Source organism: Runella sp. (assembly GCF_965279615.1).
GTDB lineage: Bacteria > Bacteroidota > Bacteroidia > Cytophagales > Spirosomataceae > Runella.
Genome location: NZ_OZ257252.1, coordinates 999,096 through 1,025,867 on the forward strand (window position 1 = coordinate 999,096; position 26,772 = coordinate 1,025,867).

The following is a 26,772-nucleotide window of genomic DNA, read 5'->3' on the forward strand; positions in this document are numbered from 1 at the left end:
ATGAAAAGAATATTGTTTTTATTCTTATTATTTGCTTATAGTGCCTGCGCCCAAACAGACATTATTAATGAGCAAACCATTCGTCAACTTATCAACCAAAAGTTTCCGACGAATAGCAGCAAACTGATAACCGCCTCCGATAACCGCCTTGTTTTGCAAACTATGGTAACGTATCTGAAGAATACAGATAGCCTTACCGTAGTCGAAATGAAGACTTTAAAGGACACTACCGTTGCGGCAAGAAACGCTGCAACAAGTTCAAAAAATGCTGCTTCCGTTTCTGCTGCCAATGCAACGAGCGCTCAAAATACTACGCTGACTTACCGAAATGAGGTAATTAATGCGTATAACAACCTGACCACACTGGGCAACTTCAAGGGGGTATGGAACGCCTCAACCAACTCCCCGACGCTGACCACGACCCCGAGCGCACTTAATGACTACTATGAAGTCACGGTAGCCGGTACGCAGTCGATCACCGGGAGTTCTGTCGCCTTTGCAGTAGGGGATCGGGTGAGAAGTAACGGAACGGCATGGGTACGGGTATTACCCTCTTCAACAGCACTGAATCGGGCAAATACAGCACAGGCTACTTCGATTTTTCAAGGTGATGTTGATACGGTTGTACCTTTAAGCAGCTTTCTTCTCGATATTCAATTCACCGGTCTTGTAGCCAACGCCACAGATCAGATTTATGTGGAAAATGTCAGGAGGGCAAAGCACTACACTACACCGACAATTTTCGACAGATGGCTTATTCGTATCGCCAAAAACGGAACCAATGTCTGCACATGGTTTGTGGATGGATACACAGAACCGGCAGCCGATGCCGGTGGTAAACGTATTGCCACGCTATCACTTGTTCAGGAAGGCAGTTCCGGTGTTTCGGCCGTGGCAATCGTTGATTGGTCAGTTTTGACAACCAATACCGAGACGCAGTACACTACCACGACCGACAGATTGAAGTCGCTGCTTTCGCCCAAGAAATATATTGTCTCTACGTTTTCAGATCAAAAAACCCAAAACCTTTCGACCGGTGGAAAGCTGGCGTCGACAAATGTAACAATAGGTTCAGCCGGCGATATTGCTACCGAACTGGCGCGAATGGACATAACCAGGCTATTTAAGGGTCCGGAAGTTAATTCGCAGTTATCCAAATTTTTATTGGATATACAATTTACAGGCCTGACAGTGCCCGCAGCTTCGTCACAGGTACACCTTTATAATGTTTGGAGAGCCTATCCCAACCCCACAACTCCCCGTTGGGTAGTGGATATTGCTGTCTATTCAGGAGGTACAAGTACAAGATTTGTGCAGTTTGTACAGGACAACTACACCGAACCAACGCCCGACGCCAACGGCAATATCATCGAAACGATCACGCTTCCGGCCTTTGGGAGTTCAGGAGTTACAGCAACCGCTAAAGTCAATTGGGCGGCACTTACACCAGGTGTTCAAAATATCTTTGCCGGCTCTACCCGCGTCAATGCGCTGCTTTCGGAAAAAGCGTATATGCCTACTCTGCCGGTTGCTGTCGACAATACCAAGGTAGACCGAATTGATGTAAACAATCTGCTTTCAGGAACGTCGCATGACGCTTTTATGAAAGATTTCCTTTTGGATATCATTTTCGATCAGGACATTTCCCCGGCTACCGGCCAGACAGTGCACTTAAACAACGTTTGGAGAGCGTACCCCAATCCGGGTAATTCCAATATACCGCGTCACGCGATTGATATAGCGATCAATGACAACCGTTTTGTTTTCTGGGGGGCCAACAATTACACCGAACCAACGCCGGACGCGAACGGCAATATTTTCGACACGATCACCCTAAGCGAGATTTCAGGCTCAGGCAAATCGGGGAAAATTAAGGTCAATTGGGCCAAGGCGACATCGGGAGTTGCAAATATCTATTCGGGAAGCACAAGAGCGAAAGGAGCACTTTCTCCGAACGCCTACAACCGTAGACGCTTAACGCCGCTCGTTGCCAATACAAAGAGCAATTTGCCAAGTACAACCGTTCCCCATCGAGTCTATACGGTACTTAATGATGTAAATCCGGACAACATCGTTGTAAACGGAGAAACTCCTATTCGGCAGGATCTTGTCCGCCAGTACTCCCTTTCGCTGTACGTTGACAGATTCTTAAAATCTTTTTCGCTCAACTCGGAAGTACGGTTCAACGATACTAAAACCGATAAATATCGAATTTTCAGCCCCCGTAAGGGTGATTTTGACGACTTTACCGATCATCCGACACCTTCGCAAATCATCGCTAAGTCTGTTGTCATTTACGGAGGTTCGCTCTACAATAACCGTACGATTACTTTTAATCAGGTCAGTACCAGAGAATCGGCAGGGGCCGACACGTTGGTAAAACTCTGTAAAATCGGCGACTCTACCGTGTACGGTATTGTTATGGACGTTGGTGTTCCGGACGGATTTGGGCATAAATCATGGGGTGTAATCGGTGAACAGTACGCGAAGGCCCGGGTTGATTACCTGCTTTCGCAGGGGTATACCGCCGCTCAGATCAACGCAGGGTCAATCTCAGCCCCTCACAACACAAAACACCGATACATCAATATCGGCACCGTTGATGCGGTTGCGGCACAGGATAATTTCACTCTCAATTATCGCGGAGTAACCCTCTCTTACAGCCTGAAAGCGGAAGGCCGTGGAGGTTGGACGTATAACGCGTATTTGAACAAACCAACTCAGGTTGCAAGATCACAGGGCAGCTGGGATATGTTAGGATTAGGGAACGGCAGCGGAACCGATTACACGGGAAGCGCTGCACAAACCTACCTCTTTGATCGTACCGCTTGGACGCCGGCTAACTGTGTTGACACAGCTCCGATGCGAGCGTTTATGCTTTCAGCATACGGATTTACAGGGACTACCCTTGCGGATTATGTGGCAAAAATGCAGGCATTGGAAACAGATCCGACCAATCCGTTCTACGACAAAGACAAGGCGGCAACCTATACCGACACAAATGGCAACGTATGGACAGTGCGGTTTTCGATGACCAAATACCTGTCTCGCTGGCGGACAATGGACAACTCCGGCACAAGGCTGCTTACCGGCAACGGAAGCATAGGAACCAAGGTAGGTGCAAAACTGGCAACGCTGGACGTAACTCTGCCAAGTCATATTATAATGCAAAGCTGCCAAAATGATGGAAACATCGATCATTATGGGGTAACGACATGGGTGTTCGCCAAGAATATTAAGGCGGAATATCTAGCCAACGGTTGGGGGCGTGTCAATGTCGGCCTGTCTGTGATCGACGGGGCCGGCACTTATTTTCCGGACCTGTACCCGGAGGTTGGAAGCTGGGCAAGCATGAACGAGTCGCTGCGCGCCGTTCACAATGATAACCTTCAGCGGGCAATAGATGCCAACCCCAATGAAGACACTAATCGCGTGTGGGTGATCTCCAATACACATATCATTCCGACTGCAAAAAGTATCGTATACCGCCGCTCAAACTCTCCCGAATACGACCTTACGCTTGATGAAAAGGATGCACTTTTTGTCCCTTCCCGGCCATCTACCGGAAATAAGGAGCATATCAACTCTACAGGAAACAGGCCGGTTGGTATTAATGAGTACGGATGGACACGCTATACCATAAGCTTTTAATAATCTTTATTAATTCAATTTTTCATTTAAACAATCAAACACAAATGAAACAGTTTCTTTTAGTAGTATTGACAATGTTAGTGGCGACGGTAGGAGCGAATGCGCAAAATGTACCGCCCAGTACCAATCGAGGCGTGATTGTCTTAAAACCAACACTACTCAGTGTTCTGGATTCAGCGTCTACTAATGGCACTTCCAATGTTACACTGGTGGGGCAATTCATTGGCGGGACATATGCTCAGAATGTTGTAGGTGAGGTTTCAAAATTTACGGGCAACTTCCCGGCAAATACTAAGCTGTATTTGTTGGCCGGAAATCGTATCAATAAACTGGCAATTATTGACTCGGCCACAGTTGTGAACGCCTCCAAAAATTATGCATTCCCCATTGTTGGAGAACGGTCCTCATACTCTTATTACGGATTGAATTTGGTGGTGCCATCAAGTACGCACACCGGCTCATTAAAGGGGACCATGCAGGGCAAAACACCGCCTGAAATTAAGTCGAATTAGTTTACAATTGGTTAATAGTTTTAAAATAGTGCATCAAATTGATGCACTATTTTTGTTTTGAAACCGTTCAACATCTTATAAATCAAACCTTTCTACAGATGCAGGATTCAGAACAGCTAATTAAAGACGTTAAAACCGCCTTTTATTCAATCAGAAAAATCATTGAAGAACGAAAAAAGAGATGGGCAGATTGGAAATCACATGTAAAGGAAAATCTGAAAACCACTCTGGAGTCACTCAATGAACAATTCAAAATTAGTCTGGAAGTTGAAATAAAAGATTTTGCAATAAACCTGGAATCGGTTATTTGTAATTTAAAAAATGGCCCAAGTGGCTTTTTGGCAGATGATGTGCCTTATGAAAAGGAATTTGGTTTTTTACAATTTTTACAAATACCTAACGGCAAAATTCAAATCATCGTTGGAAAGCCTCAAATAGTTGGACTGGTTGAAAATGAAGAACCGGTAAAGATACTTGGCATTATTGAACCAAGTGAATTGAATTATGAGTCAATATTAGGCTATTTTGTCCAATACCTGGCAGAAGTTCAGGAATGGGAATCTAATCCTCCCACCGGCTTTATTGGATTTGTACCCGGTAAAAAACAGATTTAATTTCTTATAGAACTTCTTTTTCATGGCGTATGTTACCGCCATTCCAATCAGCATGAGCATAATAAAAGCTTTCTGCCTGATAAGTTATGGGTTTTAATATGAGAATGTCATTATTGCACCTATAAAGTAAAAAGTCCAAAAAATGTAAAGTTTTCTACCAAACCAATTCAAAAGTTCGGCTGTTTCTTAGGTAAGTTAAGGTCTGTAAAATAAATACACCATTTAAAAACATCTTACTACCATGAAAAACACTTTCTACACCCTTCTCTTTAGTTTAATGGTTTTCGTGACTTTTGGTCAAACTACGATTGACCCAAAAGGCATTAACGTCCCACGATACAGCAATCTTACCGCCATTCAATCTGCCATCCCTTCTCCGCAAACGGGAACGATTGTTTACAACAACCAAACCAATACCTATTATTATTATAATGGAAGCGCATGGACCAACATTCAGGCAACGAATGTTGTAAATTGTTCGGCCCCCATTAAACAAAATGTAGTTGTAGTATTTAATAACAGCAGCGCCTCTGCCTTTTATGTGAATCCAAGCGGTGCAGGCACGTGGGTATCACAGACTTTGAACGGAGGAGCTATCTCTTCACTTTCATCAAAACAGCAGATATTGTTGTGGGGTGGAGGATATGCGTATATTTTTTCAATCGACAATAATGGCATAGGTTCATGGAGTGTTCGTTCTGTCAGTGGCGGTACACTATCGTCAATCGCATCCGAAAAACAGATTGTTCTGTATAATTCAAGTACAGCCTATGCATCTTATCAGGACTGTCAGGGAGTAGCCCAGTGGGCTGAAGTAGCTTTAACATTGGGTTCAACATCAACTGCGATTGTCTCAAAAACACAGATAGTTTTATTTAAATTTAGTGCCGCTTACGGGTTTAGTCAAGATGCAAATGGCGCTGGCAGTTGGTCTACAACGGCTTTAAATGGGGGAACAGTAGTCTCAAATGCAGCTGATGATATTATAACTCTTATCAGCACCGGTGGCACTGCTTTTGGATTTTGGAGAGGTATCTGGACGCATCAAAATATTATCGGGTCACAACAATCGATCAGAACACAATAGAGATGAAAGATTTATTCAAGTATAATATTTCTTTTTCATGGCGTGTAATACCGCCATTTCCGTAGGCATGGACACGATCCGTGCCTTTTGTTTTATGAGATTGAAGAAAGGATTCCAGGGCGTAGGAATTTGTTTTTTACCGGAAAAGACAAAACACAGATCAAAGTCAAAGTTGTCGACGATGAATTTCATGGATCTTGTTTCCCTTTTGACATGTTCAGCCATGGTGATTCCTTCCGAGTTGTGGGAATGATTGTAATCAATAAGAATGGTACCAAGGTTTTTCGGATAATGCTCCAGATAAAAATCGTAATATTCTTCAATGACGACATTGAAATTAAAAAAGGGCTGCATATTGTATTGAATATCGAGCAAGTAACACTCGGTATTTTTTTTGACTGCCCAATCCTTTTGCTGAGGCGTTTGAAAATGCCACACGGAAAAGTCGGTTTGGCAAACATATTGAATGCCGGCATCATTCATGCGTTTTAAAAGGCTTACATACCCTTCTTTGGAATTTAAAGGCGTAAAATGCGTATCCCACATGTAAAAGTGCGGTATGGTATTGGGAGCATACAGACGTTTAGTAACAAACGGCACAAAAAACAGCTCTGATGAGGGCTTAAATATCTTTTTTGGGTCTTTGATAAGACCGAATGATTTATCCTTCAGTAGTGAATTCATGTCCACAATTTGGGCATTTACAGGTGTTGGCTTCTTTGGTACGGGCAGGTTTGGTGGATTCAGGCTGTTTCAGATCATAATTATCAGGGTCTTTAATGTCGGTAAAATCCAATACGGGGATTGCGTCAAAATTGATAAAATCGTCCACCCAATTCCAATCCATGCCATCCACAAAAGAACGGAGTCCATCAACGGTGACGGTGCCGTATTGAGAAGTGCAAACAAGCAGCTTTTCTTTTGCATCAACGAGGGTTTCGGCATGTATTTCAACGCAGGGAACCGTTTGCTCGCTCCACCCCTCTCCTTCATATACATTCTGTCGCTGATGGCCGTCCAAAATGAAATTTTGGCCTTCAAAAGGCCACACAAACATCGGATAACAAAAGCCTTTTTCAAGGATTGATTTTTTGAGACGCTCATAATTTGCGGGGGATAATATTTTCAATTCACCTTGAAGCGGTACAAGAATGCTCATTTTCAGGTGTTTCAAGTGAGACAATCCTACGTTGATTGGTATTAGCATGATTTACAGGTGTTTATAAGGCAATTTTAAGCATTTTCATTTTAGTATAAAATAAAATATTGATAATAATTTTATATTATTAATAATATTATTAATTTTGTTATTAATTATCATTCATTACAATAATAAACATCGTTACAAAATGGCTTCATTGATTGAATCAAACGGGGACTTTGTGTCCTATCGTCAGCGTGCCTGGCATGGCCTCGGCACCATCTTCCAAAATGTATTAAGCATCGAAGATGCTATTGTTCACGGCGGCTTGGATTTTCAGGTTGAAAAAGCGCCAAACATTCACCGCATGGGTGACATTGAAGTAATTTCAGATACGGCCTATTTCACGTATCGTACCGACAATCACCGGGTTTTGGGTGATTATGTCAGTCCTAAATACTCGATTCTGCAAAACCGCGATGCTCTGGGCTTTTTTGATGAAGTGGTCAAAAACGGTAATTTCATCATTGAAACGGCCGGCGCTCTCAAAGGTGGGACGAAAGTATTCATTTGTTTGAAAGTAAAACAACCGATCATTGTCAACAACCACGATGAAAATTATCAATATGTGGTGTTATCCAACGGACATGACGGGTTAAGTACCGTACAGGCGTTTTTTACCACTATACGCGTGGTTTGTAACAATACATTACAGTTGGCATTGCGGAATTGCAAAAACAAAATCTCCATTAAACACACGGGCAATGTCAAGGAAAAAACCCATCAGGCCTTAAAAGTATTGGGAATCATTGACACCAATCATGAATGTGCCACGGCCGGCTTTAACCATTTGGCCCAAATCCGCTTTTCTTCCAATCAGTTCAGCAGCTACTTGGCCAATCTGTTTTTAGAAAATGAAGAAATCATTCGACTCAAAAATCGTGAAGCGGTAAAGGATGTACTTGGAAAACGGAAAAGGGATAAAATTGCCTCTATAATTGAATATTGCCATACGGGCCCGGGGCAATTGGAAGCCGGCGAAATGTCGGCTTGGTGGTGCTATAACGGCATTACAGGCTATTTTAACAATCTAAAAGCTTATAAATCGAATGAACACCGCATGGAAGGCTTGCTTTGGGGATATGATTCAGATGATATGACAAAAGCATTGAAATACGCCGCCGCTCCCGCCAAAATCCCTTCTGTCCGTTTTGATATTTCTCAAATCAATTAATCAACCGGGGCGGGTAACCGCCCCATAAAAAACAATGACTATGGAATGCTCTCATTGCTTCATGCTGAGCATAATTGGGAAAGAATCAACAGGTACCGTTAAGTAATATACAGAGCCTAAATTTGGAGATGTTCAACAAATCCGAAATCTTTATAACAAAAACATCCACACTGCTTTTCACGATGAAATACCTCTGCTTAATTGCTTTCCTGTTTGTGTGGGCGGTCCGGTTGTCGGCCCAAAACACCACGCTTTCTCCCACGGTTTTCTCTCCACCCAAACTGACCTACGATGCCATTTTAGCTTTGCCTTCGCCGCAAATCGGTGATGTAGCCTTTGATCTTACTTTCAATTGCCTGCGGGTATATGTAGATGGAAAGTGGCTGTGCAGCTACCAAGACCCCGCCAACTATACCCCTAATATGCTGGCCATTGCTTCAGCAGGTGGCACGAGTGTTGAGCAGGGACAAAGTATTGCCGTCGACGGCAGCGGCAATGTCTATATCACGGGCTATTTTTCCGGTACCGCCGCCTTCGGCAGCACTTCCAAAACCTCGGCAGGCGGCTATGATATTTTTGTAGCTAAATACAACAACAGCGGCAGTTTACAGTGGGTGCAAACTGCCGGAGGAACCGGCTCGGACGTTGGCTATGGGATTGCCGTCGATGGTAGCGGCAATGTTTATATCACGGGCTATTTTTTCGGTACCGCCACTTTCGGCAGTACTTCCAAAACCTCGGCAGGGATTAGTGATATTTTTGTGGCTAAATATAATACAGGCGGCACCTTACAGTGGGTGCAAACCGCCGGAGGAACCTCCACTGAACTTGGGTATGGGATTGCTGTCGATGGCAGCGGCAATGTATACATAACCGGCAATTTTCAGGGTACTGCCACCTTCGGCAGCACCCTCAAAACCTCGGCAGGTGGTAGTGATATTTTTGTAGCCAAATATAACACTAACGGAATTTTTCAGTGGGTGCAAACCGCAGGTGGAACAAACGAAGACTATGGTCAGAAGATTGATAGCGATACTAACGGCAATCTCTATGTAACAGGCTTTTTTAATGATACGGCTACCTTTAGCAGAAATACCAAGACCTCTGCCGGAAGTATTGATGTATATATCGTCCGAATTGATAAGTAAGAAGGGGCTTCGTTCAATGCGGCTGTTCCATTACCTCGCGCGTCAAAGGCCGGCAAAGAATTTAATAAACCTAAGTCAAAGTGAAGAACCATAAAGAATTAGACAGGGTCGGCATTACTTACTGTCAAAAGGGTGTCTATCGGTAATTACGCTATTTCTTTTCAATTCAAAATAAAAGGGTAATCTACTATGCTCTACAACTTTTGGAATTGAACCTTTGACAAAATCAATGTTTCACCATTGTTTCACTGATAAAGTAAAAACCCCATGTAAATACCTGATTTACATGGGGTTTTGTATATCTCTCCGCAGAGAGAGAGGGACTTATTATCTATCTAATAATCAATGTATTACACAGACATTTCGCAGAAAGTCGTCGGATTTGTCGTCATTTTCTTCAAAATGAAAAGCTTAAATTCAATTTTATTTGCTACGATTCAATGTACTCAATGTATGGATAGATACTTTTAAGTCACTGTGATACCGGAAAGCCTAAATTCGCAGTACTTCAGCTATGGATTTAAAGGTGTATGACTTAACTGTAGACTATATACGCAAGATCACAAAGAGTAGTAGCATGATTGTGAACAGGTGCATATAATTCATGCTTGACAAGTCACAATCGGAAACGTAACTTTGTGACAAATCGATTCTCAACAACCGCAGCTTTGTCACAATTTGTGAATCAGCTGAGGGCATTCAAAATGACTCTTTCACAATGCTGGTACTTTCAACTTTTAGCGGAATAGATTTGCTGGGGCGAGGATTCAGAGAAAACGGCTTTTGTGTTGTTTCTTCAGGGGATATAATTCTTGGACAGGACATTCGCGAATTTTCAGCATTAAGCGGGAAATTTGACGGTGTTATCGGCGGCTCGCCCTGTCAGGACTTTTCCAATGCCCGCAGAACATTACCCACAGGTAACGGACTTGAAATGATGGCGGAATTTGCACGAGTCGTCAAAGAGGCACACCCTAAATTCTTCCTGTTCGAAAACGTGCCGGGAGTACCGATGATTGAAATTGAAGGCTATCAGGTACAACGTTTTTTTCTCAATGCCAATGAAGTGGGAAGCATTCAAAACCGAAACCGCTATTTTCAGTTTGGGACAAAAGAGGGATTGGTCATTGATGTGCAACGACAACCTAAGCCTGAACGCTCACAACCCTGTGTGATGGCTACGGAGGGCACTAAAAAGGACCGGCGCACATGGGAAGACTTTTGCCGATTGCAGGGCATTACGTGGGAATTCGATTTACCGGACCTCACTCAAGCCGGAGCCTACAAAGCAGTCGGCAATGCTGTAAATCTTCACGTATCGAAGGCAATAGCTAAAGCCATTAAGGACGCATTTACAAACCCCAATCCTCAAACGTTCCAAAATAGCCGTACTTGTGTTTGTGGTTGTGGCAGGACACTATCGGGTTGGAAGAAGACAGCTACTGACGCTTGCAGAAAGCGAATCAGTCTGAAACGTGAATCGCCTGGGCTTTCTGATCGGCGCCAATTCACAAACTGTGAATGACCGAAAGCCGTTTAGTTCAACAAAACGACAGTTTGTGACTATGCTGCCTGTATTACTCCTGGTATAGTCACAATGTGAAAGCACTGTGCTTTATAAATGCCATTCGATCACAATTTCAAGATCAATGCTAAAAGCGAAACATAGGTGTAATGTAGAATAGGTACTTCCCCAAAAGAGAGAATTTCAGCTTTTGGCGCTAAGTAAGAATGACGTATCGAAACAAATAATAACTTGCCGTTTTTAAACCCTTAACTCACTTATTTACAATGGGATTAAATATCATAAAAGAAGGTCCAAATTATACCGAGGTCAGGTTCACAATTATGATGGTTAAAAAACTCTATAATCCTGAATCACTCGTAACCTCTCAAAACAATTAATTTAAGCTTATTACTTATCACCTATTAACAGCCCTGTTAAATCTTATGAAAAAGCACCTTATTAACCTGCGTGTCGATGATTCAACCAAAGACCGCTTAAAAGACACTTCCCACAGCCTTCAACTGAATGAAAGCGAGTTCATCCGCAAAGCTATCTGGGAGTATGAATCATTGCTGGAACAGGCCGATAAATGGACGCAAAGAGAAGAACGTATAACGCAGCTGGAAGCCTCTCTCAAGCAGTTAAAGCGACAATTACAGGCCTACGAAGATGATATCTATCTGACTAATCTTTTTTCGGCTCATAAGGGGCAAATCATCGACGACAAACGCATCTCTCAACGTGCAGATCTGGTAAACATCTTGGCCAAAAATACCACCATCAATGTGCTTGAGACAGAAGACCGGGAATCCTTAACATCGGAGATCATACCAATCGTTTTACAGGCTCAACCAATACCTATACCCGCAGAGGAAAAGTCGGAACCGTTCACGTGGAAAGAGGTTACTGTTGGGGTAAAACGTTATTGGTTATTGTTGCTTACATTTCTGGGTGCGGGAATAGCGTATATGGTGTGGCGTTGGTGGTCTAAGTCAAAGAAACAGGCAGATCAAAGTGATCGGTCGCGCTCTTGGTGGCGCAGTACTTCCCTTACCTCCTGATTTGTCTTTACAAAATGTGTATACACGTCTTTCATCAGGGGTATAGTAGGTTAGGAATCGGATTCCTATTCAGGATTCCAAGGATTCTTAGGAATCCGATTCCTGCAAAAAGGCAGGATTCCTTGAGGAATCCTGCCTTTTTGTTAAAATAGAAGTATCTATCCGTACTTAAAAGCTATGTAAAGACATTCTGTAAATACACAACTGATTCATGTACGCTTAGCCGGCCATTAGGATTGGTAATGGTTATGACCGTAAGCCTAAAGTTCTATCCGGTGTATTCATATTCGTCTTTACAAAATGTATATACACGTCTTTCAGGCGGGGTATACCAGAGCAGGAATCGGATTCCTATTTTAGGATTCCAAGGATTCTTAGGAATCCGATTCCTGCAAAAAGGCAGGATTCCTCGAGGAATCCTGCCTTTTTGTTAAAATAGAAGTATATATCCGTGTTTAAAAGCTATGTAAAGACATTTGTAATGACATTTTGTATATACATGCATTGCGAAGTACTTTTTTCATCCTGTTAAGGCTTTTCAACAACCCAATCCCGCTGCATTACTTCGTTTGTTTTTTGTAAAACAAGTGTAATTGAATATACTTTACATATGTAAGTTTTTCTACTTGGCATTGGCAAATAGCTCCGGGTCTATTTTATAGAATTCACAGAAGGTTTTTACACTGATTTTAGGCAATCCTAACTTTTTTCGAATGCGAGCCATCTTGTGTTCGGCATAGCCGGGAGAATAGAAGGCATTCCGATAGAGAAATTTTGCATTAACCTCCATGTTTAGAACATTTGAGCTGATTGGCATAATGATAAAGGGTTAAATGGTTAAAATTTAATAGGTTAAACCACTCTTAAATGATAAATATTTAACACAATATTAACATTGATACACAAAAAAAGCAACTTAAAAACGGCAATACAGAATAAATTACAAAGCTATTGGGAAGAAATTAAGGAAGTACACAGAAATTCCAATCACGTATATCAGCAGGATTCCCAAATGAAGCGATAATCAAGAAGAATGTAACACAAGTACTTTACAAATGTCTTTACAAAACCTTACTCCTCTCCTTTGGTCTTTTTCTCAGCTTTTTTCACAAAGCGTACTTTATCCCCTTTCCATACAGGCACTATATCATCAACGGGTATCTTTATAAGTTCTAAGTCCTCGTTTACCCATTCATCTTCCTCAAAGCCCTCTTCTTCGAACAGTTTCGCCTTTTTATAAGCGACTGAAAGCATTTTATCTGTAATAACTCCTGATTCCATGATCAGTACTATCTCGTCTGGAAAGCCTCCGCCAATCATACGGGAAAAATAGCAGTTTACGGCTGCCTGTTTATGCTCCGGTATAATGTTTATATCATAACTTATTTCCCACTCCTTCTTTAAGCCTCCTTTGGGTTGCTCCTTCAAAATAGTATTAATATGCCAACTCACATCGGTATAGATGAGTTCTTTAATAGTATAGTTGCGAATATCTTCAGGATTATCCTGCCACGTTACATTCCGTATTGTTTTTCCTGTTTTACGCTCAAAAAATCGTATCCGACTATACCCTTTTTCATAGGCTGTTTCTGCAACCTGTTGGTAAACGTATTTTTGAAACTGGCTTTCTATTGATTCAAATTGTTTATCCTTCAGATCAATCAGTTCTTCTTTGTCCTTTAGCCTCTTTAGGAGGTCATTCATCTTTGCTTCAAACTCAGTATTATTGTTTAATACCTTTATAGGTTGGCTTTCTCCTGTAAGTAGTTCAACAATTGAGATACTTAGTGCAGCTGCAATCTTTTGAACCTGACTGATTGTCCAATCTCGGCCAAGCCTTTCATAACGATTATAATTTGATGGGTCTAACTCTAGAATTTCACTCATTTTAGCTTTAGAAATCCCTTTTTCTTCTCTTAGCTTCTTTATATTTTCTGTAATCCTGTCCATCATTACAAAGACTTAAAATGCCGTTCCCGCAAAGATAGAGTAGGCAAGAATAAAAGATATGGTAAATATTACTTGTATTTATGGTTTATAATACCATTATTTGTGGTAAATAAAACCATAATGTAATGCAAACAATAAATAATTCACCCGTTCAAGGTCTAATTGACCGTTATGAAGCTGAAACCACATTGGTGTTTAAGCCTTCTCGTAAATTCTACGAAAATACCGGTATTAATCGCGTACGTTTCGCCCAGTTAGCAAATGGCGAAAAACGCCCAATGCTTGATGAGGCGAATAACCTTATCAAGTTCTTCTCTCGTTTCTTTCCAACTTCTATTAACGATTTAATTTGATAGCAATGCTGTCAAATTTCAGCCTTTGAAAAAGCATGAATCAAAACATTCTCACTCAGATGCAAGAGGAAAAACAACGGGTGGAGCTACTTTCTATCCGCTTCAATCTCAGAAATCCCAAACGCCCCGAAACGTCATTACAATGTAAAATCGGCATCAATGGCAGCTACGCTACCGAGTTCGTTGTTGAACGCAAAATAAAAACCAACTATTGGGCACAAAAGCTGCAAAAGATGATGGATGATTCCCCCGAATCAGCCCTGCTTAATGAACGACTGGCATTTATAAAGCTGGAGATCAAAAAAGCGGAATTACGTTTAAAACTTGAAGGAAAAGCCATCACCGCAAAAGCTGTAAAAGCTGCTTTTTTGAACGTACACGGCCATAATAAGGCCCAAACAACGCAGGAAACGGCCAAAGAAACACGTCCGACATTCCGGGACTGTTTTACCCGCTTCTATGATAAAAAAGCGGCTCAAAAACGGAAGCCCGTCAGTGATCGCACCAAAGAAAGCTATTGGCGCTACAAAAGCAACCTTGACAAATACATGGCTTTCCTACGAATCAGGCACCTGTACGTTGATCAGATAAACTACGAATGGGCTGAAAATTACCTTGATTGGTTAATCGACACCAAAGGCTTTACCAATGACTATGCCAACAACAATGTCCAACTTCTTAAAAGCGTCTTTCTCATGGCAGATAACACCGGCTTCATTAAGCAAAATCCGTTAAAGGGATTCAAATTATCCGATGATGATAATTACGATACTACCCACCTTACCATGCATGAAGTAAACCTCATTGCCAATTTTGATTTTACCGCTTTACCTATTCATCCCCTGACCGCTCAAAGCCTCCGCGATGAAGCGGATTGTTTCATTATTACCTGTTTCACCGCGCAACATCACACCGATTTTCACGAACGCGGGTTTGAATTGTTTGTTCACCAAGAGGACGGCCGAAAATGGCTTCGTGACAATCGCAATAAAACCAAAACGCCCTATACCCTGCCGGTTCATCCCATTGCACTTGCCATCATTGAGAAGTATGGAGGCATTGATAAACTTCCCGTGAAAGCCAACACCAAACGCAACAAACTGCTCAAGGAAATCGCGGCTTTCTGTCAAATCCCCAAACACCTCACCACCAAAATAGGACGTAAAACATTCACCAATTACGCATTGAACATACTGCGGATGCGGGAAGTGACCATTGCCGCCATTTTGGGGCATAAAAGCACCAAATTCATCAAGCGATACGCGCGTATTACCGAGGAAAGTATCGCCGCCGAGTACCAATTTAAGCAGTAAAAAAGCCCGTAGGCAAGTGCTTACGGGCTTTATGTATTATTCTATTCTATTAAAAATATTAAATCCTATGAACAAGTCAGACCTCAAAAGCCAACTCATCGAAGAGTTACAAACTCAGATCGCCAACTATGATTCGATGACCAAAACGCTGCTCTCTCTGGTGGGTTGCAAAGACTACCTTCTCCACCAACGCGAACTTAAGATCAAAGAACTGGAGGAAGAAAACAAGCGGCTTCGATGGCAATTCCCCTGCTCTAATTAATGCATAAAAAAAGGCGGTATTGCCTTACCGCCCCTCTACCTAACCTTCCCGAATCCTTCCTGTTTTCCGCTGCCTTCCAAACACGGTGTACAGGCAGGATTCCCCACATTTAACCGCTTTGTAAAGATATGTACTCTGCTGACAATAAAAAAAAGGGTTCGTCAGAAAAAGAGTCTTTTCTCGAAAGATTCAATAGTTCCTTCATTACCGATATGTCTGATATTCAGGACCCTGTCCCCTTCGTGACGGTGAACGGTTCCACCTTCGCCAGTCTGGGGGACATTTCCTTTATCTCAGGGGCTCCCAAAGCGGGAAAATCCAGCGTCACGGGCTTTATTCTGGCTACGGCCCTCATGAAAGACAAACCCCGTGACTTAGATTCCTTAGGCATTATTTCCAATTACCAGGGCGAACGACCCATCATCTACATTGACACCGAGCAACACCCGGCCCATACCCGAAAACGTCTCAAGATCGTGCTGAAAATGGCAGGAATCGAACGGCAGAACACCGACCGCCTCAAGGTGATGAACTGGCGGGTGTTTCCCCAAAAGCTCAAGTACGAAAACCTGATTCATGCCCTTGATTCCTTTAAGGATGCCTGTTTATGGGTCATTGACGGCATCACCGATTTTGTCACCAGTGCCAACAACGAGGAAACGGGCAATGAACTCATCGGCTTTCTGATGCAGAAGGCCAGCGAGAACAACGCGGCCATTATCCTGTTGATTCATGAGAACCCCCAAAACGGCAAAATGCGCGGTCACATCGGCAGCGAGGCCGAACGCAAATGTGGCGGGGCTATCTCCATCAAGAAGGACCGGGAAAAGGATTTGCACTTCATTGAGCCGAAGTACCTCAGGGATGCCGAAGATTTTACGCCCGTGGTGTTCCGCTATGACAAAACCCAAGGCAGAATGGTATCGGTCGATGCCCAGACATCACAACTGGCGCTTCAGGAGCAAAAGGATAAATCCAAAGGAAGTGAACTCAAACAGCTCTACGATACCTGCATGGGTGCCGAGACCGTCCTGCCAAGGGCGGAATTCAGGAAGCGAATTGAAGATCACTATGACCCCCACAAAGAGAAATTACCCACTGCCCGCGAAACCTACGCCAATCGGATGGTCAGGGAGTTGGAAAAGGCTTTTTTCATTCGTTTGACCGGAAGCGGCAAAAACCAGACGGTCGAACCCTTTGCTCAACTGGACGGACTGTTGATGCAGAACGACAAGCTTTTCTGAAAAATGGATTATTCCGACAATCCAAACATACAAACACGCCCCATATATCCATACAAACATACATATATATATCAGTAAATGTTTGTATGTATGGATAATTGCAAAATTGGATTTAGCCGCTGAAAGAAAAAGAGTAAGCCTTAGAAATGCTCCTGCTGCTATCCATTTTACAGAATATTTGGCATTTGCTTCTCAAAATACCTGCAATTCAAAATATTATTTGGCAACAAAAAACCCTTTATCCATACAAACATCCATACATACAAACAAAAACCCTTATATAAAGAGATACGCGTTTGTGTTTGTAGGGATAAAATGTAGGGATGGGCCAAAACAGCCAAACCGAATTTTCTTCGGTTGGCTCTTCTTCCTTACAATCCATGATAAGCACTTCTCTGATTCAACAGGCACAGGCCGTTCCCATCGTTGACTATCTGGCCTCGCAGGGCTTTGAACCCCTCAGAGCCACCGGCAAAGAGTTTGCCTACCTTTCTCCCCTAAGGCATGAACACGAAGCCTCCTTTTTTGTCAATACGGCCAAGAACAGATTTACCGATTTTGCCCATGATGATTACAAAGGCGATGTGATCCGATTGGTACAGCTGCTGGAGGGCTTAAACTTCCCGATGGCTGTGTCGAGGCTGTTGGATTTCAAAGGAAAGGCATGGCAGCGTTCAGAGTCTCTTTTTCTTTCAGCGGCCAAAACCGAATCTGCATCACCATCAACACAAACCGATATTACCTTCCCCGTTCAGCATCCTGCACTTATCAATTATCTTAAACAACGTGGGATTCCCTATTCCTTAGGCAAAAAGTATCTTCACGAAGTGGTTACACGGGTGGATGATAAAGAATACTTCAGCGTAGGGTTTCGTAATGATTCCAACGGCTTTGCTATACGTAACCGCTATCACAAAGGAAATACAGGGCCGCAGGATATTACTACCTTAGATATAGGCAATCGTGGCACAGTAGCCGTTTTTGAGGGCTTTTTTGACTTTCTGTCGGCGTTGGTTTGGTTTGGACTGGAAACGCCCCGTATTTCAACGGTGGTGCTTAATTCAACGAGTAACCGAAAGAGGGCCGTAGAGTTCCTTAGTCAGTTTGAGAAGGTCAATTGTTTTCTTGATCGTGATAAAGCAGGGGTGGAATGCTTAAGGATTTTGGAAGAACGAGATGGATTAAATATCAGTGATTTTTCAACAGTCTATGACGGATTTAAAGATTTCAATAAATTTCTAATGGGGAAAAGTTAAAAAGGTAGCCTTAAGTAAAATTATAAATCAAAATGCATTAGTTGTTTTATTGGTTAGTATTCCAATCATCGAAGATTTATTCAATCAACATAAAAGGTTAAATAATTTAATTTATCTAAATTATAATTAAATATAACGTCTTACCTAGTCCATACCATCTCACTTATAATAAAACATGAATTATTTATTGGCTCTCTAGAATATATGTTAATATCTGATCCAGACCCAACTCTCCAAATATCAATATCAGGATATTTAACAGAAAGCAGCATTGAAACAAATGCAAATGGTTTAGGACCTAGAGGTGCTATTACTATACTATAATCGTCACGAAGAGAAAAATAAAGAGAAGTTAATTCTCTTTCTAAAAAGAGCAAGTCATCAAATTTAAAAGTTGTAACATTAGGTGAGTTGTTTAAGATATAATCATTATTATGCTCTAACACACTTACAAATTTTTCATCTAATGCAGGTTTAGTATAAAATATGTAATATATCTTAGGATCAAGATGGTGAATTATTCCTTCAGCTTTATTTTGTTCATATCCTAAGCAAACTATCAATGCTTTAGGCTTATCAGTTGGAACTACATATTTACCCGGTAAAGGTGCTATTTCAGAATTATACTTTGGTGGTTGTGGAGTTGAAAATTTCGATGGGGTGTAACTAAAATAAACAGTCATTCTTTCAATATTACACTGTTTATTAGACAAATAAAGGATAATAGAATAATACCAAGATTTAGTCATGCAAGAGTAATCTACAAAAATTCTCGCATCTGATTTAAGGAAACTGTCGAAATACTTATCTAAAACCAGAAAAATGTCAGTATACTCTGAAATTATACTCATCTCAACATTTTTATATTGCTTTCTGCATTTAAAAATACTGTAACAAAACATAATAGAATGCCTTATATAGTTATTTTTTATCACAAAATCATAAGAAGTATATACACGTTTTTCATGATTTCCTGCAAATATAAAAATATCAATATCTTGCGAATGTATTTGGTCTGGGTCAATCTGTACACCATATTCAATTTTCATAATATTAGTTATTTATTAAATATTGTTAATTGATTACTATGCCGTCCAGTATTTCTACCTTCTTTTTTTAACAACAAGATATCAGACAAATTATCAGAAGGGTATTTTCGAAGTGGAAGTTTATGTAAAACACATAAAAGATATGACAGTTTAAAGCGTTTTCCCCTTATCTGAAAGTCAAAAACTTCGTCTTTGGAATCAAGCAATACAAACGCTCCTTGAGATACACCTTTTTCTAAAATTTCAATTATATTATTTGATAAAGGAGATTTATCTAAATCAACTACAAATGTTCCTTTTGGGTCCATACTAAAAAATGGACCGAGAATCTGATTATTAAAGTAATCTCCAATCTTTTCTAACACTTGCTTGAAGTTTAATGCGCTATTATGCCCAATTGGGATATTTTCGATTACGTTACAAAATCTCCTTGAAGTTAAAAGTAGTTCATCATATTGCACTCTTTTATCCGCACCTGAGTCATTTGCTCTAGATAAAATAGATGTTATCAAACTAATTAACCATCTAGGATTACCATCACAAACTTTTTTTAATACTTCAATTCCGAAATACAAATCTCCAGTTTTTCTACTTCTTAAGTCATGATTAAACCCTTGTTCAGTTCTCTTATTGTGTCTGATATAAAAATTTCTAAAATAAACAATTGGTTTTATTTTTCGAAAGATTGTATCTTTTTGCGCATCAGATATCGGAACAGGTAACTCAGGATCAATTTTATATTCAATTAGAAATTCTCTAAAAGAATCATCCTTCTTAAGCAGAGCCAATTCTTGATTATAAAAATCGCTGTTTAAATCATAACTATTTGGGCTTTTGTTGTAAATATTGTTTGATCCAAAAAACTCACTAGCGGAGCAATTTGGGTACTTTTTCTTTAATATAGACTCAATTAGTTCAAGAGAAAATGTTTCAGTTTGTTGTGATCCCCACATCTTTATAATTTGAAAATCATTACCTGCTGTAGGGCCATAATCTTTTGTAAGCAACTTTTCTAATTCATTTGAAAGTATTGGGCTTGCGCTCAATTTATACAATAAAAATTGCGTTCTACTTCTAAGAGAAACAAATAGCTTTTGTTGAAGCCAATCAGGGGCAAACTCTAGTTCATCAAAACATAAAGCCCATTTTTTTTTCCCTTTAATACCATATATCCTTTCGAATATTGGGATTATATATTCAATAGAAGATTCAAAAGTTAAGCTAAAATAATCATCTTTTGGCAAATCACCTTCTGATCTAAAATTAAAAATCAATCCTTGTATTATTTGATTTACATTATCAATTCGTAAGTTTATAGCATCAATTATATAATCCAATTTTGGAATTGCAGATTTCAATTTCCAAGCCTCAATAAGTATTTTAGACAGTTCAAATTCTTTCTCTTCATCCAAATCATTAAGCTCTAGATTAATGACGTTTTTAAATGTATCACATAGGGCTTTAAATACATTACTATTTACCGAAAATTCAGATATAACTTTTGAAAATTCGCCAAATTTTTCAAGTTGAGAGCTATAGGTTTGGTTTTTTACATTCCAATAAATATCGGTTGAAATGTAAATTGAGTAAAACTCTATATTATTTAAAATATTCTCTGACTTAGGGCCACGCCAAGAATGTAAAGCAGGCAAAGTCAACATTTTCATTAACGTGGTCTTTCCGCATCCTCTTGCACCCAATATTACTGAATGGTTATTTTGAATTAATTTCCCAAAACTGTCTGACCAAATAAAAGTCTCTGCAACTTCTCTTGGATTTAGGTGGCGAGCATTGTATGTATTGTAAAAAATATCAATCTCCTTCATAATAAATATGCTTTGGTCTTAAACCTATTTTTGAATTCACATTTATTTTTCTTTCAGAAAGTTGTTTTTCCAATTCCTCCATTTGATCTGGAGTTAAAAAATTAATTTCCGGTACAGCCTCTAAAACCTTTTCCCAAGCAACTACTTGTTTTCCACGAATTATACTTTCAACTTTTTTAACAATATCATTAATATTGCCTTGGTAGCCAAAACCTGTATAAGGCAAAAAACCATCTTCCCTATCTTTTCGCCAGCCAGATTTATTTTTGAAAGTATATGTCAATATTTTCCCAAAACAATTACCTGATTCTTGTTTTTCTATTTCAATCACATGAAAGTAGTTAAATATTGAAGCCCAAAGAATTTGATTTGTTGCACTAAAGCTCCCTGAAGACAATATTGGAATTTGATAACTGCCACTACTTGTGTAGACATAACGCAACCAAGGATCATGTTTATGTCCATGTATTACTAAATCAAATTTGTACTTTCCAATTATTCTCAATAAATCTTCTCCATTTTCTATAAAATCGTATTCACCCATTCCAAGGCGAGAGTGTTTTATTATGTGATGATGACAAAGAAAAATTTTTATCTTTGAATCGTCATTATTACAGGACAAGTACTTCTCTATAGCTTCAATTTGCAATGAATCTACTTTCCCTTTAACAGAAGGATTCTCTGTTGGTTCTTTAGTCGAGTGTGTATGGAAATGTGTAGAATTAAATACAAGTATTTGGTAGTCTTCTTTTTCGATAAATGTAAATCCTTTATCCCAAAAAGTACCAACCTCTGCTACTGACAATGGGAAATTTTGGCTAATTTTTTTTGGTATATCTAAACTATATTGAGAGTGTTTAAGCCTTGAGTCTACATCATGATTTCCTACCGTTGCAATTGTATCCATTGATTTTAAAGCTCTAGAAATTTCAATTACGTAAGACCAACCTGAAAAAAAACCTTGGATATCACACTGATCAGTTATATCACCGGGACTTAAAACTAAATCTACTTCAATATTATCTCTGCTTATAATGCCAAGAAGGTCTTCAACTGGATGCTCGTTAGCTGGCGATCTAAGCTTAGCACTAAATAAATAAGTATTATTATCTTTTAACGCTTCTTTTTCTGGATGGCAATGCAGATCGCTAATTATCGCAACTTTTAAGGTTTTACTGGCCATAATTCTCGTTTGTATTGTAGATTACAAGTTCATTATAAATTCCTCTGGTCTTATTTCTACCACCAACCTTACTTAGTCTACTTATCTTTTGAATATTAGCTAAATTGTTGTAAAGGTCTAGCAGCGAATGATGGCTAGCATTTGTTAAAATAAAGAAAGCTTTTTTTTCAATTATTTTAACGATATATTCTTTTAGTTTTAATTGATCTTCCCATGAAAATAGTATTTGATTGTATTCAATAAATCCATTATTTTCATGAGCAGTAGTATATGGTGGATCGATAAAAACTAAATCTCCTTCTTTAATATCATCTATTGATTTCTCAAAGCTGCGATTAGATAAAGTACTACCATTTAATAATAATTGTATTTCTTGAAGAAGCCTTTCTGTAACTATATCTACATTATGGCGTTTACCATAAGGTACATTATATACACCATTACTATTTACTCTATATATACCGTTAAAAGATGTTCGATTTAAATAAATAAAGCGAGCTGCTTGCTCACTTAAACCCTCAGGATTTGATGCTCGAATAGCATAGTAATCTTTTTCAGTATTCTTATACTGGCTCAGGAATTTTATTACAGCATTTGCGTCTCCTTTCAATTGAGAATAGCAATTTATTAAATCGGAGTTAGTATCTGAAAGATAAAACTGTCTATGTAAGTCCTTGTTTTGGCTCTTTAAATAAAAAAAAACTGCTCCCGCTCCTAAAAATGGTTCATGAAAATTATTGAATTTCTCGGGCAGGAAGTTTTTAAGATAATCCTTTGTAAACCACCTCTTTGAGCCAGTCCAACGCAAAAATGGGGTTAAATTTTTATTAGGATAAGGTTCTATCATTGTTTGTTAATAAAATAGCTTAATGTTAATATCTGACTGAACCCCGCAACCTTGATTTTATAAATCTCTAATTATATTTCATAATATATATAAAATACAGTTTAAAGATTAGAAACTTAAAATTATGTGTGGCAAGTGTATTAATTTAAAACTAGACTTTAAAGATATATTTTCGTAGAAATTACTGAAATGGGCAAAAAAAAGGCTGTAAATCGTTGATTTACAGCCACTTGCAGAGAGAGAGGGATTCGAACCCCCGGACCTGTAACAGTCAACGGTTTTCAAGACCGCCGCATTCGACCACTCTGCCATCTCTCTAAAATTTCCCAGAACCATTGTTTTGGGACTGCAAAGGTAGCTGTTTTTTGAGTCTTGTCAAGTGTTTATATCAAAAAATATCACAAAATGAGCTAAAAAACCTTCTTCTAAATGCCATAAAATCAGCAATGTTTTGATTTTCAAAGACTTATTTTTACGATAACGCTTGCGCCAAATCCGCAATCAAGTCGTCAGCATGCTCTAATCCAACTGAAATACGCAGTAAATTCTTCGGGCTAACCGAATGAATACCCTCGGCAGTAGCTCGGTGTTCGATCAAGCTCTCGACGCCTCCCAGACTTGTGGCCCGAATAAACAATTTTACTTTACTTTTTACCGTCAAGGTTTCTTCAGCCCCGCCTTTTACCCGAATCGACAACATTGCTCCACCTGCTATCATTTGTTGCTTAGCCACGTTATAGCCCGGATGACTTTCTAAAAACGGATAATGCACGGCTTCCAGTTTAGGGTGTGTGCTCAAATATTCGGCAAGCTTGGCTGCATTTGCCGATTGCTGACGCACACGTACAGCCAATGTTTTAATTCCCCGCAAAATCAACCAACAATCAAAAGGAGAAGGTACCGCTCCGCCTAAGGCCTGTATTTGCCGTGCTTTTTCAGCTAATGGGCCGTTTTCTTTGAAAATCAACGCTCCGCTCAGTAAGTCGCTGTGGCCGCCAAAATATTTTGTTGCCGAATGCATCACTACATCACAACCCAAATCAAGGGGACGTTGAAGCACGGGAGTTGCCCATGTATTGTCACAGGCAGAATAAGCACCTTTGGCACGAGCAAGGTCAGCAATGGCTTTAATGTCAGTGATCTTCAATAAGGGATTGGAAGGAGTCTCCATCCAAACCAATTTAGTGTTGGACTGAAATGCATTTTCTACAGCCGCCAAATCACTCATATCTACTTTGGAAAATTGAAGCCCCCACAAACTCATCACATCCTGCAACAGCGCAGGCGTTCCATAATACGCGTCGTCGGGAATAATGACGTGATCACCCGGAAGCAGGCATTGAAATACAGTCGTCGTAGCGGCTTGCCCCGACGCAAACGCCATTCCCACTTGCCCTCCTTCCAGCGCGGCATACGCACTTTCCAACGCATTGCGGTTAGGATTACTTGCCCGAGTATAAATATGACCGTGCGGCATGCTGCTGTCGGGCTCGCGCTCAAAGGTTGTTGAAAGATAGATGGGCGGCACAACTGCACTCGCGTTGGCATCGTGAAATTGAGTGCTCTGTATGGCAAGGGTTTCAAAATTCATCGGTTTGGAAATTATTCGTTTAACCGTTTTACGTGTATCCGTTTTCCGTAGTTTTCAGGTCTTGCACAATTTTACGCCAAATCTTTTTGAAAGAAAAATTAGTTGTGTAGGTTTGCGATATAGTATGCAAGCAGAATACTTTCTTTTAGTATACACATCCCTCAAAGTTTAACCTCTATCTTTTTCCTACAATCATGAGCTTTGAAACGTTTGAAGTAACGATAAACCAATACATTGCGCAAGTGGTATTCAACCGTCCCGAACGGGCCAATGCGCTCAATCAAAAGGCATGGGATGAAATGAAAGTCATTTTTGAGGAACTCGACGAAAACGACGAAGTCAGGGTCATCATTCTAAGAGGTAACGGCAAGCATTTCTGTGCGGGAATCGACTTGGAACTGTTGATGAGTGTTGCGCAATTTGCCCAAAAATGCGAAGGACGAAAACGCGAAAAACTTCGAAAGAAAGTACTGGATCTGCAAGCCCCCATCAACGCCATCGAACAATGCAGTAAGCCCGTCATCGCGGCCATTCATGGCGGATGCATCGGCGGCGGCATTGACATTATCAGTGCCTGCGATATGCGCTATAGCACGGATGAGGCCTTTTTTACCATCAAAGAAATTGACATGGGCATGGTCGCCGATCTGGGTACGTTACAGCGTCTCCCCAAGATCATTCCTGCGGGTATTGCCCGCGAAATGGCCTATACGGGACGAAATGTATCGGGCAAAGAAGCCGAAAGAATCGGCCTTGCCAATCGCAGTTTTGCGGATGCCGAAATCATGTTGTCCGAAGTACTGAAAACAGCACAGGCAATTGCGTCTAAATCCCCGCTTTCGATCCGAGGAACCAAAGCAATTCTGAATCATAGCCGCGATCATTCTGTCGCCGATGGCCTTGACTATATGGCGACCTGGAACGCCGCTATGCTTCTCTCCGACGATTTGATGGAAGCATTTCAGGCAAAAATGCAAAAGCGTGACGCCATCTTTAAACAATAAACCTCTAACCACTTTTCCAAAATCACTCAATGAACTTTTCTCAACCCATGCTCCGTGAAGGATCTCTTTCGGGCAAAACCATTATTGTAACGGGCGGAGGCACCGGCCTTGGAAAATCCATGGCGAAGTATTTTCTCGAATTAGGTGCAAACGTTGTAATATGCAGCCGTCGTTTGCCTGTTTTAGAAGCTACTGCGAAAGAATTAAGCGAAGCAACGGGCGGACAGGTATTGCCCGCCGAATGCGATGTGCGTAAACCCGAACAAATCGAAGCCGTCATTGAAGCCGCCATTGTCCGGTTTGGCGCTGTGCACGGTTTGGTCAACAATTCGGCAGGTAATTTTATCAGCCCAACCGAACGACTTTCGTACAAGGCCATTGATACGGTCGTTGACATTGTGCTGCGCGGTACGTATTATTTTACGCTCGCCATCGGCAAGTACTGGATCGACAATCAAATCAAAGGCACTATTCTCAATATTTCCACTACCTACGCCTGGACGGGGTCGGGTTGGGTCGTTCCTTCAGCAATGGCCAAAGCGGGCGCCTTAGCGATGACCAAATCGCTGGCGTACGAGTGGGGTAAATACGGCATCCGTCTCAACGCCATCGCCCCCGGCCCCTTCCCTACCAAAGGCGCATGGGATCGTTTATTTCCGAAGGACTTGGCCGAAAAATTTGCGTTTGAAAACCGCATTCCGTTGCACCGCACGGGCGAACACCAGGAACTGGCCAATTTGGCGGCTTACCTGATGTCTGACTTTTCAGCGTATATGACGGGCGAGGTAATTACCCTTGACGGCGGCGAAGTATTGAACGGCGGACAGTTCAATTTTCTTAATGAAGTCACGCCTGAAATGTGGGACGTACTGGAAGCACAGATCAAAAATGCCAATCGCGCCAGCAAACAGGAAGGCAAAAAAGAATAAACACGCGTAA

The 26,772-nt window shown here is 40.8% G+C and carries 24 protein-coding genes and 1 tRNA gene; 15 read left to right on the top strand and 10 right to left on the bottom strand.

What is annotated here, in order from left to right; all coding sequences use genetic code 11:
• The 4 genes from ACQY73_RS04555 to ACQY73_RS04570 all read left to right on the top strand — a co-directional run bounded on the left by ACQY73_RS04555 (window position 1) and on the right by ACQY73_RS04570 (window position 5,864).
• Entirely contained in the window at window positions 1-3,651 is a 3,651-nt protein-coding gene (locus ACQY73_RS04555; RefSeq protein ID WP_428662077.1) for a hypothetical protein, read from the top strand.
• 44 nt (window positions 3,652-3,695) lie between these two features.
• Complete coding sequence (locus ACQY73_RS04560; protein WP_428662080.1) at window positions 3,696-4,163, top strand: hypothetical protein; 468 nt, start codon at window positions 3,696-3,698, stop codon at window positions 4,161-4,163.
• A gap of 98 nt (window positions 4,164-4,261) precedes the next feature.
• Window positions 4,262-4,777, top strand: coding sequence for a hypothetical protein (locus ACQY73_RS04565; protein ID WP_428662083.1), 516 nt, complete (start codon window positions 4,262-4,264; stop codon window positions 4,775-4,777).
• 241 nt (window positions 4,778-5,018) lie between these two features.
• Window positions 5,019-5,864, top strand: a complete 846-nt coding sequence (locus tag ACQY73_RS04570) for a hypothetical protein (RefSeq protein WP_428662085.1) — start codon at window positions 5,019-5,021, stop codon at window positions 5,862-5,864.
• A 15-nt stretch (window positions 5,865-5,879) separates the two neighbouring features.
• Here ACQY73_RS04570 and ACQY73_RS04575 read toward each other — a convergent pair whose 3' ends face one another.
• Window positions 5,880-6,548: a hypothetical protein gene (locus tag ACQY73_RS04575; protein WP_428662087.1), complete on the bottom strand. Its 669-nt coding sequence runs from the start codon at window positions 6,546-6,548 to the stop codon at window positions 5,880-5,882.
• Window positions 6,526-7,071: a ParB N-terminal domain-containing protein gene (locus ACQY73_RS04580; protein ID WP_428662090.1), complete on the bottom strand. Its 546-nt coding sequence runs from the start codon at window positions 7,069-7,071 to the stop codon at window positions 6,526-6,528. Before ACQY73_RS04580 ends, ACQY73_RS04575 begins: the two co-directional genes overlap by 23 nt.
• Window positions 7,072-7,213: 142 nt before the next feature.
• Here ACQY73_RS04580 and ACQY73_RS04585 point away from each other — a divergent pair, with 142 nt between their 5' ends.
• The 4 genes from ACQY73_RS04585 to ACQY73_RS04600 all read left to right on the top strand — a co-directional run bounded on the left by ACQY73_RS04585 (window position 7,214) and on the right by ACQY73_RS04600 (window position 11,955).
• Complete coding sequence (locus tag ACQY73_RS04585) at window positions 7,214-8,239, top strand: DUF932 domain-containing protein (RefSeq protein WP_428662092.1); 1,026 nt, start codon at window positions 7,214-7,216, stop codon at window positions 8,237-8,239.
• A gap of 182 nt (window positions 8,240-8,421) precedes the next feature.
• The gene (locus ACQY73_RS04590; protein ID WP_428662095.1) at window positions 8,422-9,387 is read left to right on the top strand and encodes an SBBP repeat-containing protein; all 966 of its coding nucleotides are present in this window, start codon (window positions 8,422-8,424) and stop codon (window positions 9,385-9,387) included.
• Window positions 9,388-10,105: 718 nt separating this feature from the next.
• Window positions 10,106-10,912 carry a DNA cytosine methyltransferase gene (locus ACQY73_RS04595; protein ID WP_428662098.1) on the top strand — a complete coding sequence of 269 codons (807 nt, stop codon included), beginning with the start codon at window positions 10,106-10,108 and terminating at the stop codon, window positions 10,910-10,912.
• Between the two features lie 425 nt (window positions 10,913-11,337).
• Window positions 11,338-11,955, top strand: a complete 618-nt coding sequence (locus ACQY73_RS04600; protein ID WP_428662101.1) for a hypothetical protein — start codon at window positions 11,338-11,340, stop codon at window positions 11,953-11,955.
• A gap of 622 nt (window positions 11,956-12,577) precedes the next feature.
• Here the strand turns inward: ACQY73_RS04600 and ACQY73_RS04605 are convergent.
• Together ACQY73_RS04605 and ACQY73_RS04610 are read right to left on the bottom strand one after the other, a co-directional pair.
• Window positions 12,578-12,772, bottom strand: a complete 195-nt coding sequence (locus ACQY73_RS04605; RefSeq protein WP_428662103.1) for a hypothetical protein — start codon at window positions 12,770-12,772, stop codon at window positions 12,578-12,580.
• Window positions 12,773-13,026: 254 nt separating this feature from the next.
• Window positions 13,027-13,908: a helix-turn-helix domain-containing protein gene (locus ACQY73_RS04610; RefSeq protein WP_428662105.1), complete on the bottom strand. Its 882-nt coding sequence runs from the start codon at window positions 13,906-13,908 to the stop codon at window positions 13,027-13,029.
• A gap of 122 nt (window positions 13,909-14,030) precedes the next feature.
• On the opposite strand from ACQY73_RS04610, the gene ACQY73_RS04615 reads away from it, so the two are divergent.
• The 5 genes from ACQY73_RS04615 (at window position 14,031) to ACQY73_RS04635 (ending at window position 18,333) form a co-directional block, all read left to right on the top strand.
• Entirely contained in the window at window positions 14,031-14,258 is a 228-nt protein-coding gene (locus ACQY73_RS04615; protein WP_428662108.1) for a hypothetical protein, read from the top strand.
• 59 nt (window positions 14,259-14,317) lie between these two features.
• Entirely contained in the window at window positions 14,318-15,571 is a 1,254-nt protein-coding gene (locus ACQY73_RS04620; RefSeq protein WP_428662111.1) for a phage integrase SAM-like domain-containing protein, read from the top strand.
• A 67-nt stretch (window positions 15,572-15,638) separates the two neighbouring features.
• Entirely contained in the window at window positions 15,639-15,833 is a 195-nt protein-coding gene (locus ACQY73_RS04625) for a hypothetical protein (RefSeq protein WP_428662114.1), read from the top strand.
• 128 nt (window positions 15,834-15,961) lie between these two features.
• Window positions 15,962-17,077 carry an AAA family ATPase gene (locus ACQY73_RS04630; protein WP_428662116.1) on the top strand — a complete coding sequence of 372 codons (1,116 nt, stop codon included), beginning with the start codon at window positions 15,962-15,964 and terminating at the stop codon, window positions 17,075-17,077.
• Between the two features lie 323 nt (window positions 17,078-17,400).
• On the top strand, window positions 17,401-18,333 hold the full coding sequence (locus ACQY73_RS04635) for a toprim domain-containing protein (RefSeq protein ID WP_428662119.1): 933 nt from the start codon (window positions 17,401-17,403) through the stop codon (window positions 18,331-18,333).
• 140 nt (window positions 18,334-18,473) lie between these two features.
• Here ACQY73_RS04635 and ACQY73_RS04640 read toward each other — a convergent pair whose 3' ends face one another.
• The 6 genes from ACQY73_RS04640 to ACQY73_RS04665 form a co-directional block, all read right to left on the bottom strand.
• Window positions 18,474-19,382: a hypothetical protein gene (locus ACQY73_RS04640; protein ID WP_428662122.1), complete on the bottom strand. Its 909-nt coding sequence runs from the start codon at window positions 19,380-19,382 to the stop codon at window positions 18,474-18,476.
• Between the two features lie 8 nt (window positions 19,383-19,390).
• A complete protein-coding gene (locus tag ACQY73_RS04645) occupies window positions 19,391-21,208 on the bottom strand; it encodes a hypothetical protein (RefSeq protein ID WP_428662124.1) in 1,818 nt (605 codons plus the stop codon).
• A complete protein-coding gene (locus ACQY73_RS04650; protein WP_428662127.1) occupies window positions 21,195-22,391 on the bottom strand; it encodes a metallophosphoesterase family protein in 1,197 nt (398 codons plus the stop codon). The genes ACQY73_RS04645 and ACQY73_RS04650 overlap by 14 nt, the downstream gene beginning before the upstream one ends.
• Window positions 22,381-23,238 (bottom strand): DNA adenine methylase, encoded by an 858-nt coding sequence (locus ACQY73_RS04655; protein ID WP_428662130.1) that lies wholly within the window; start codon window positions 23,236-23,238, stop codon window positions 22,381-22,383. Before ACQY73_RS04655 ends, ACQY73_RS04650 begins: the two co-directional genes overlap by 11 nt.
• A 233-nt stretch (window positions 23,239-23,471) precedes the next feature.
• Window positions 23,472-23,556, bottom strand: a tRNA-Ser gene (locus ACQY73_RS04660).
• A 154-nt stretch (window positions 23,557-23,710) separates the two neighbouring features.
• On the bottom strand, window positions 23,711-24,829 hold the full coding sequence (locus tag ACQY73_RS04665) for a trans-sulfuration enzyme family protein (protein WP_428662132.1): 1,119 nt from the start codon (window positions 24,827-24,829) through the stop codon (window positions 23,711-23,713).
• Between the two features lie 194 nt (window positions 24,830-25,023).
• Here ACQY73_RS04665 and ACQY73_RS04670 point away from each other — a divergent pair, with 194 nt between their 5' ends.
• Entirely contained in the window at window positions 25,024-25,833 is an 810-nt protein-coding gene (locus ACQY73_RS04670; RefSeq protein WP_428662135.1) for a crotonase/enoyl-CoA hydratase family protein, read from the top strand.
• 29 nt (window positions 25,834-25,862) lie between these two features.
• Window positions 25,863-26,762 carry an SDR family oxidoreductase gene (locus tag ACQY73_RS04675; protein WP_428662137.1) on the top strand — a complete coding sequence of 300 codons (900 nt, stop codon included), beginning with the start codon at window positions 25,863-25,865 and terminating at the stop codon, window positions 26,760-26,762.
• Window positions 26,763-26,772: the final 10 nt, after the last annotated feature.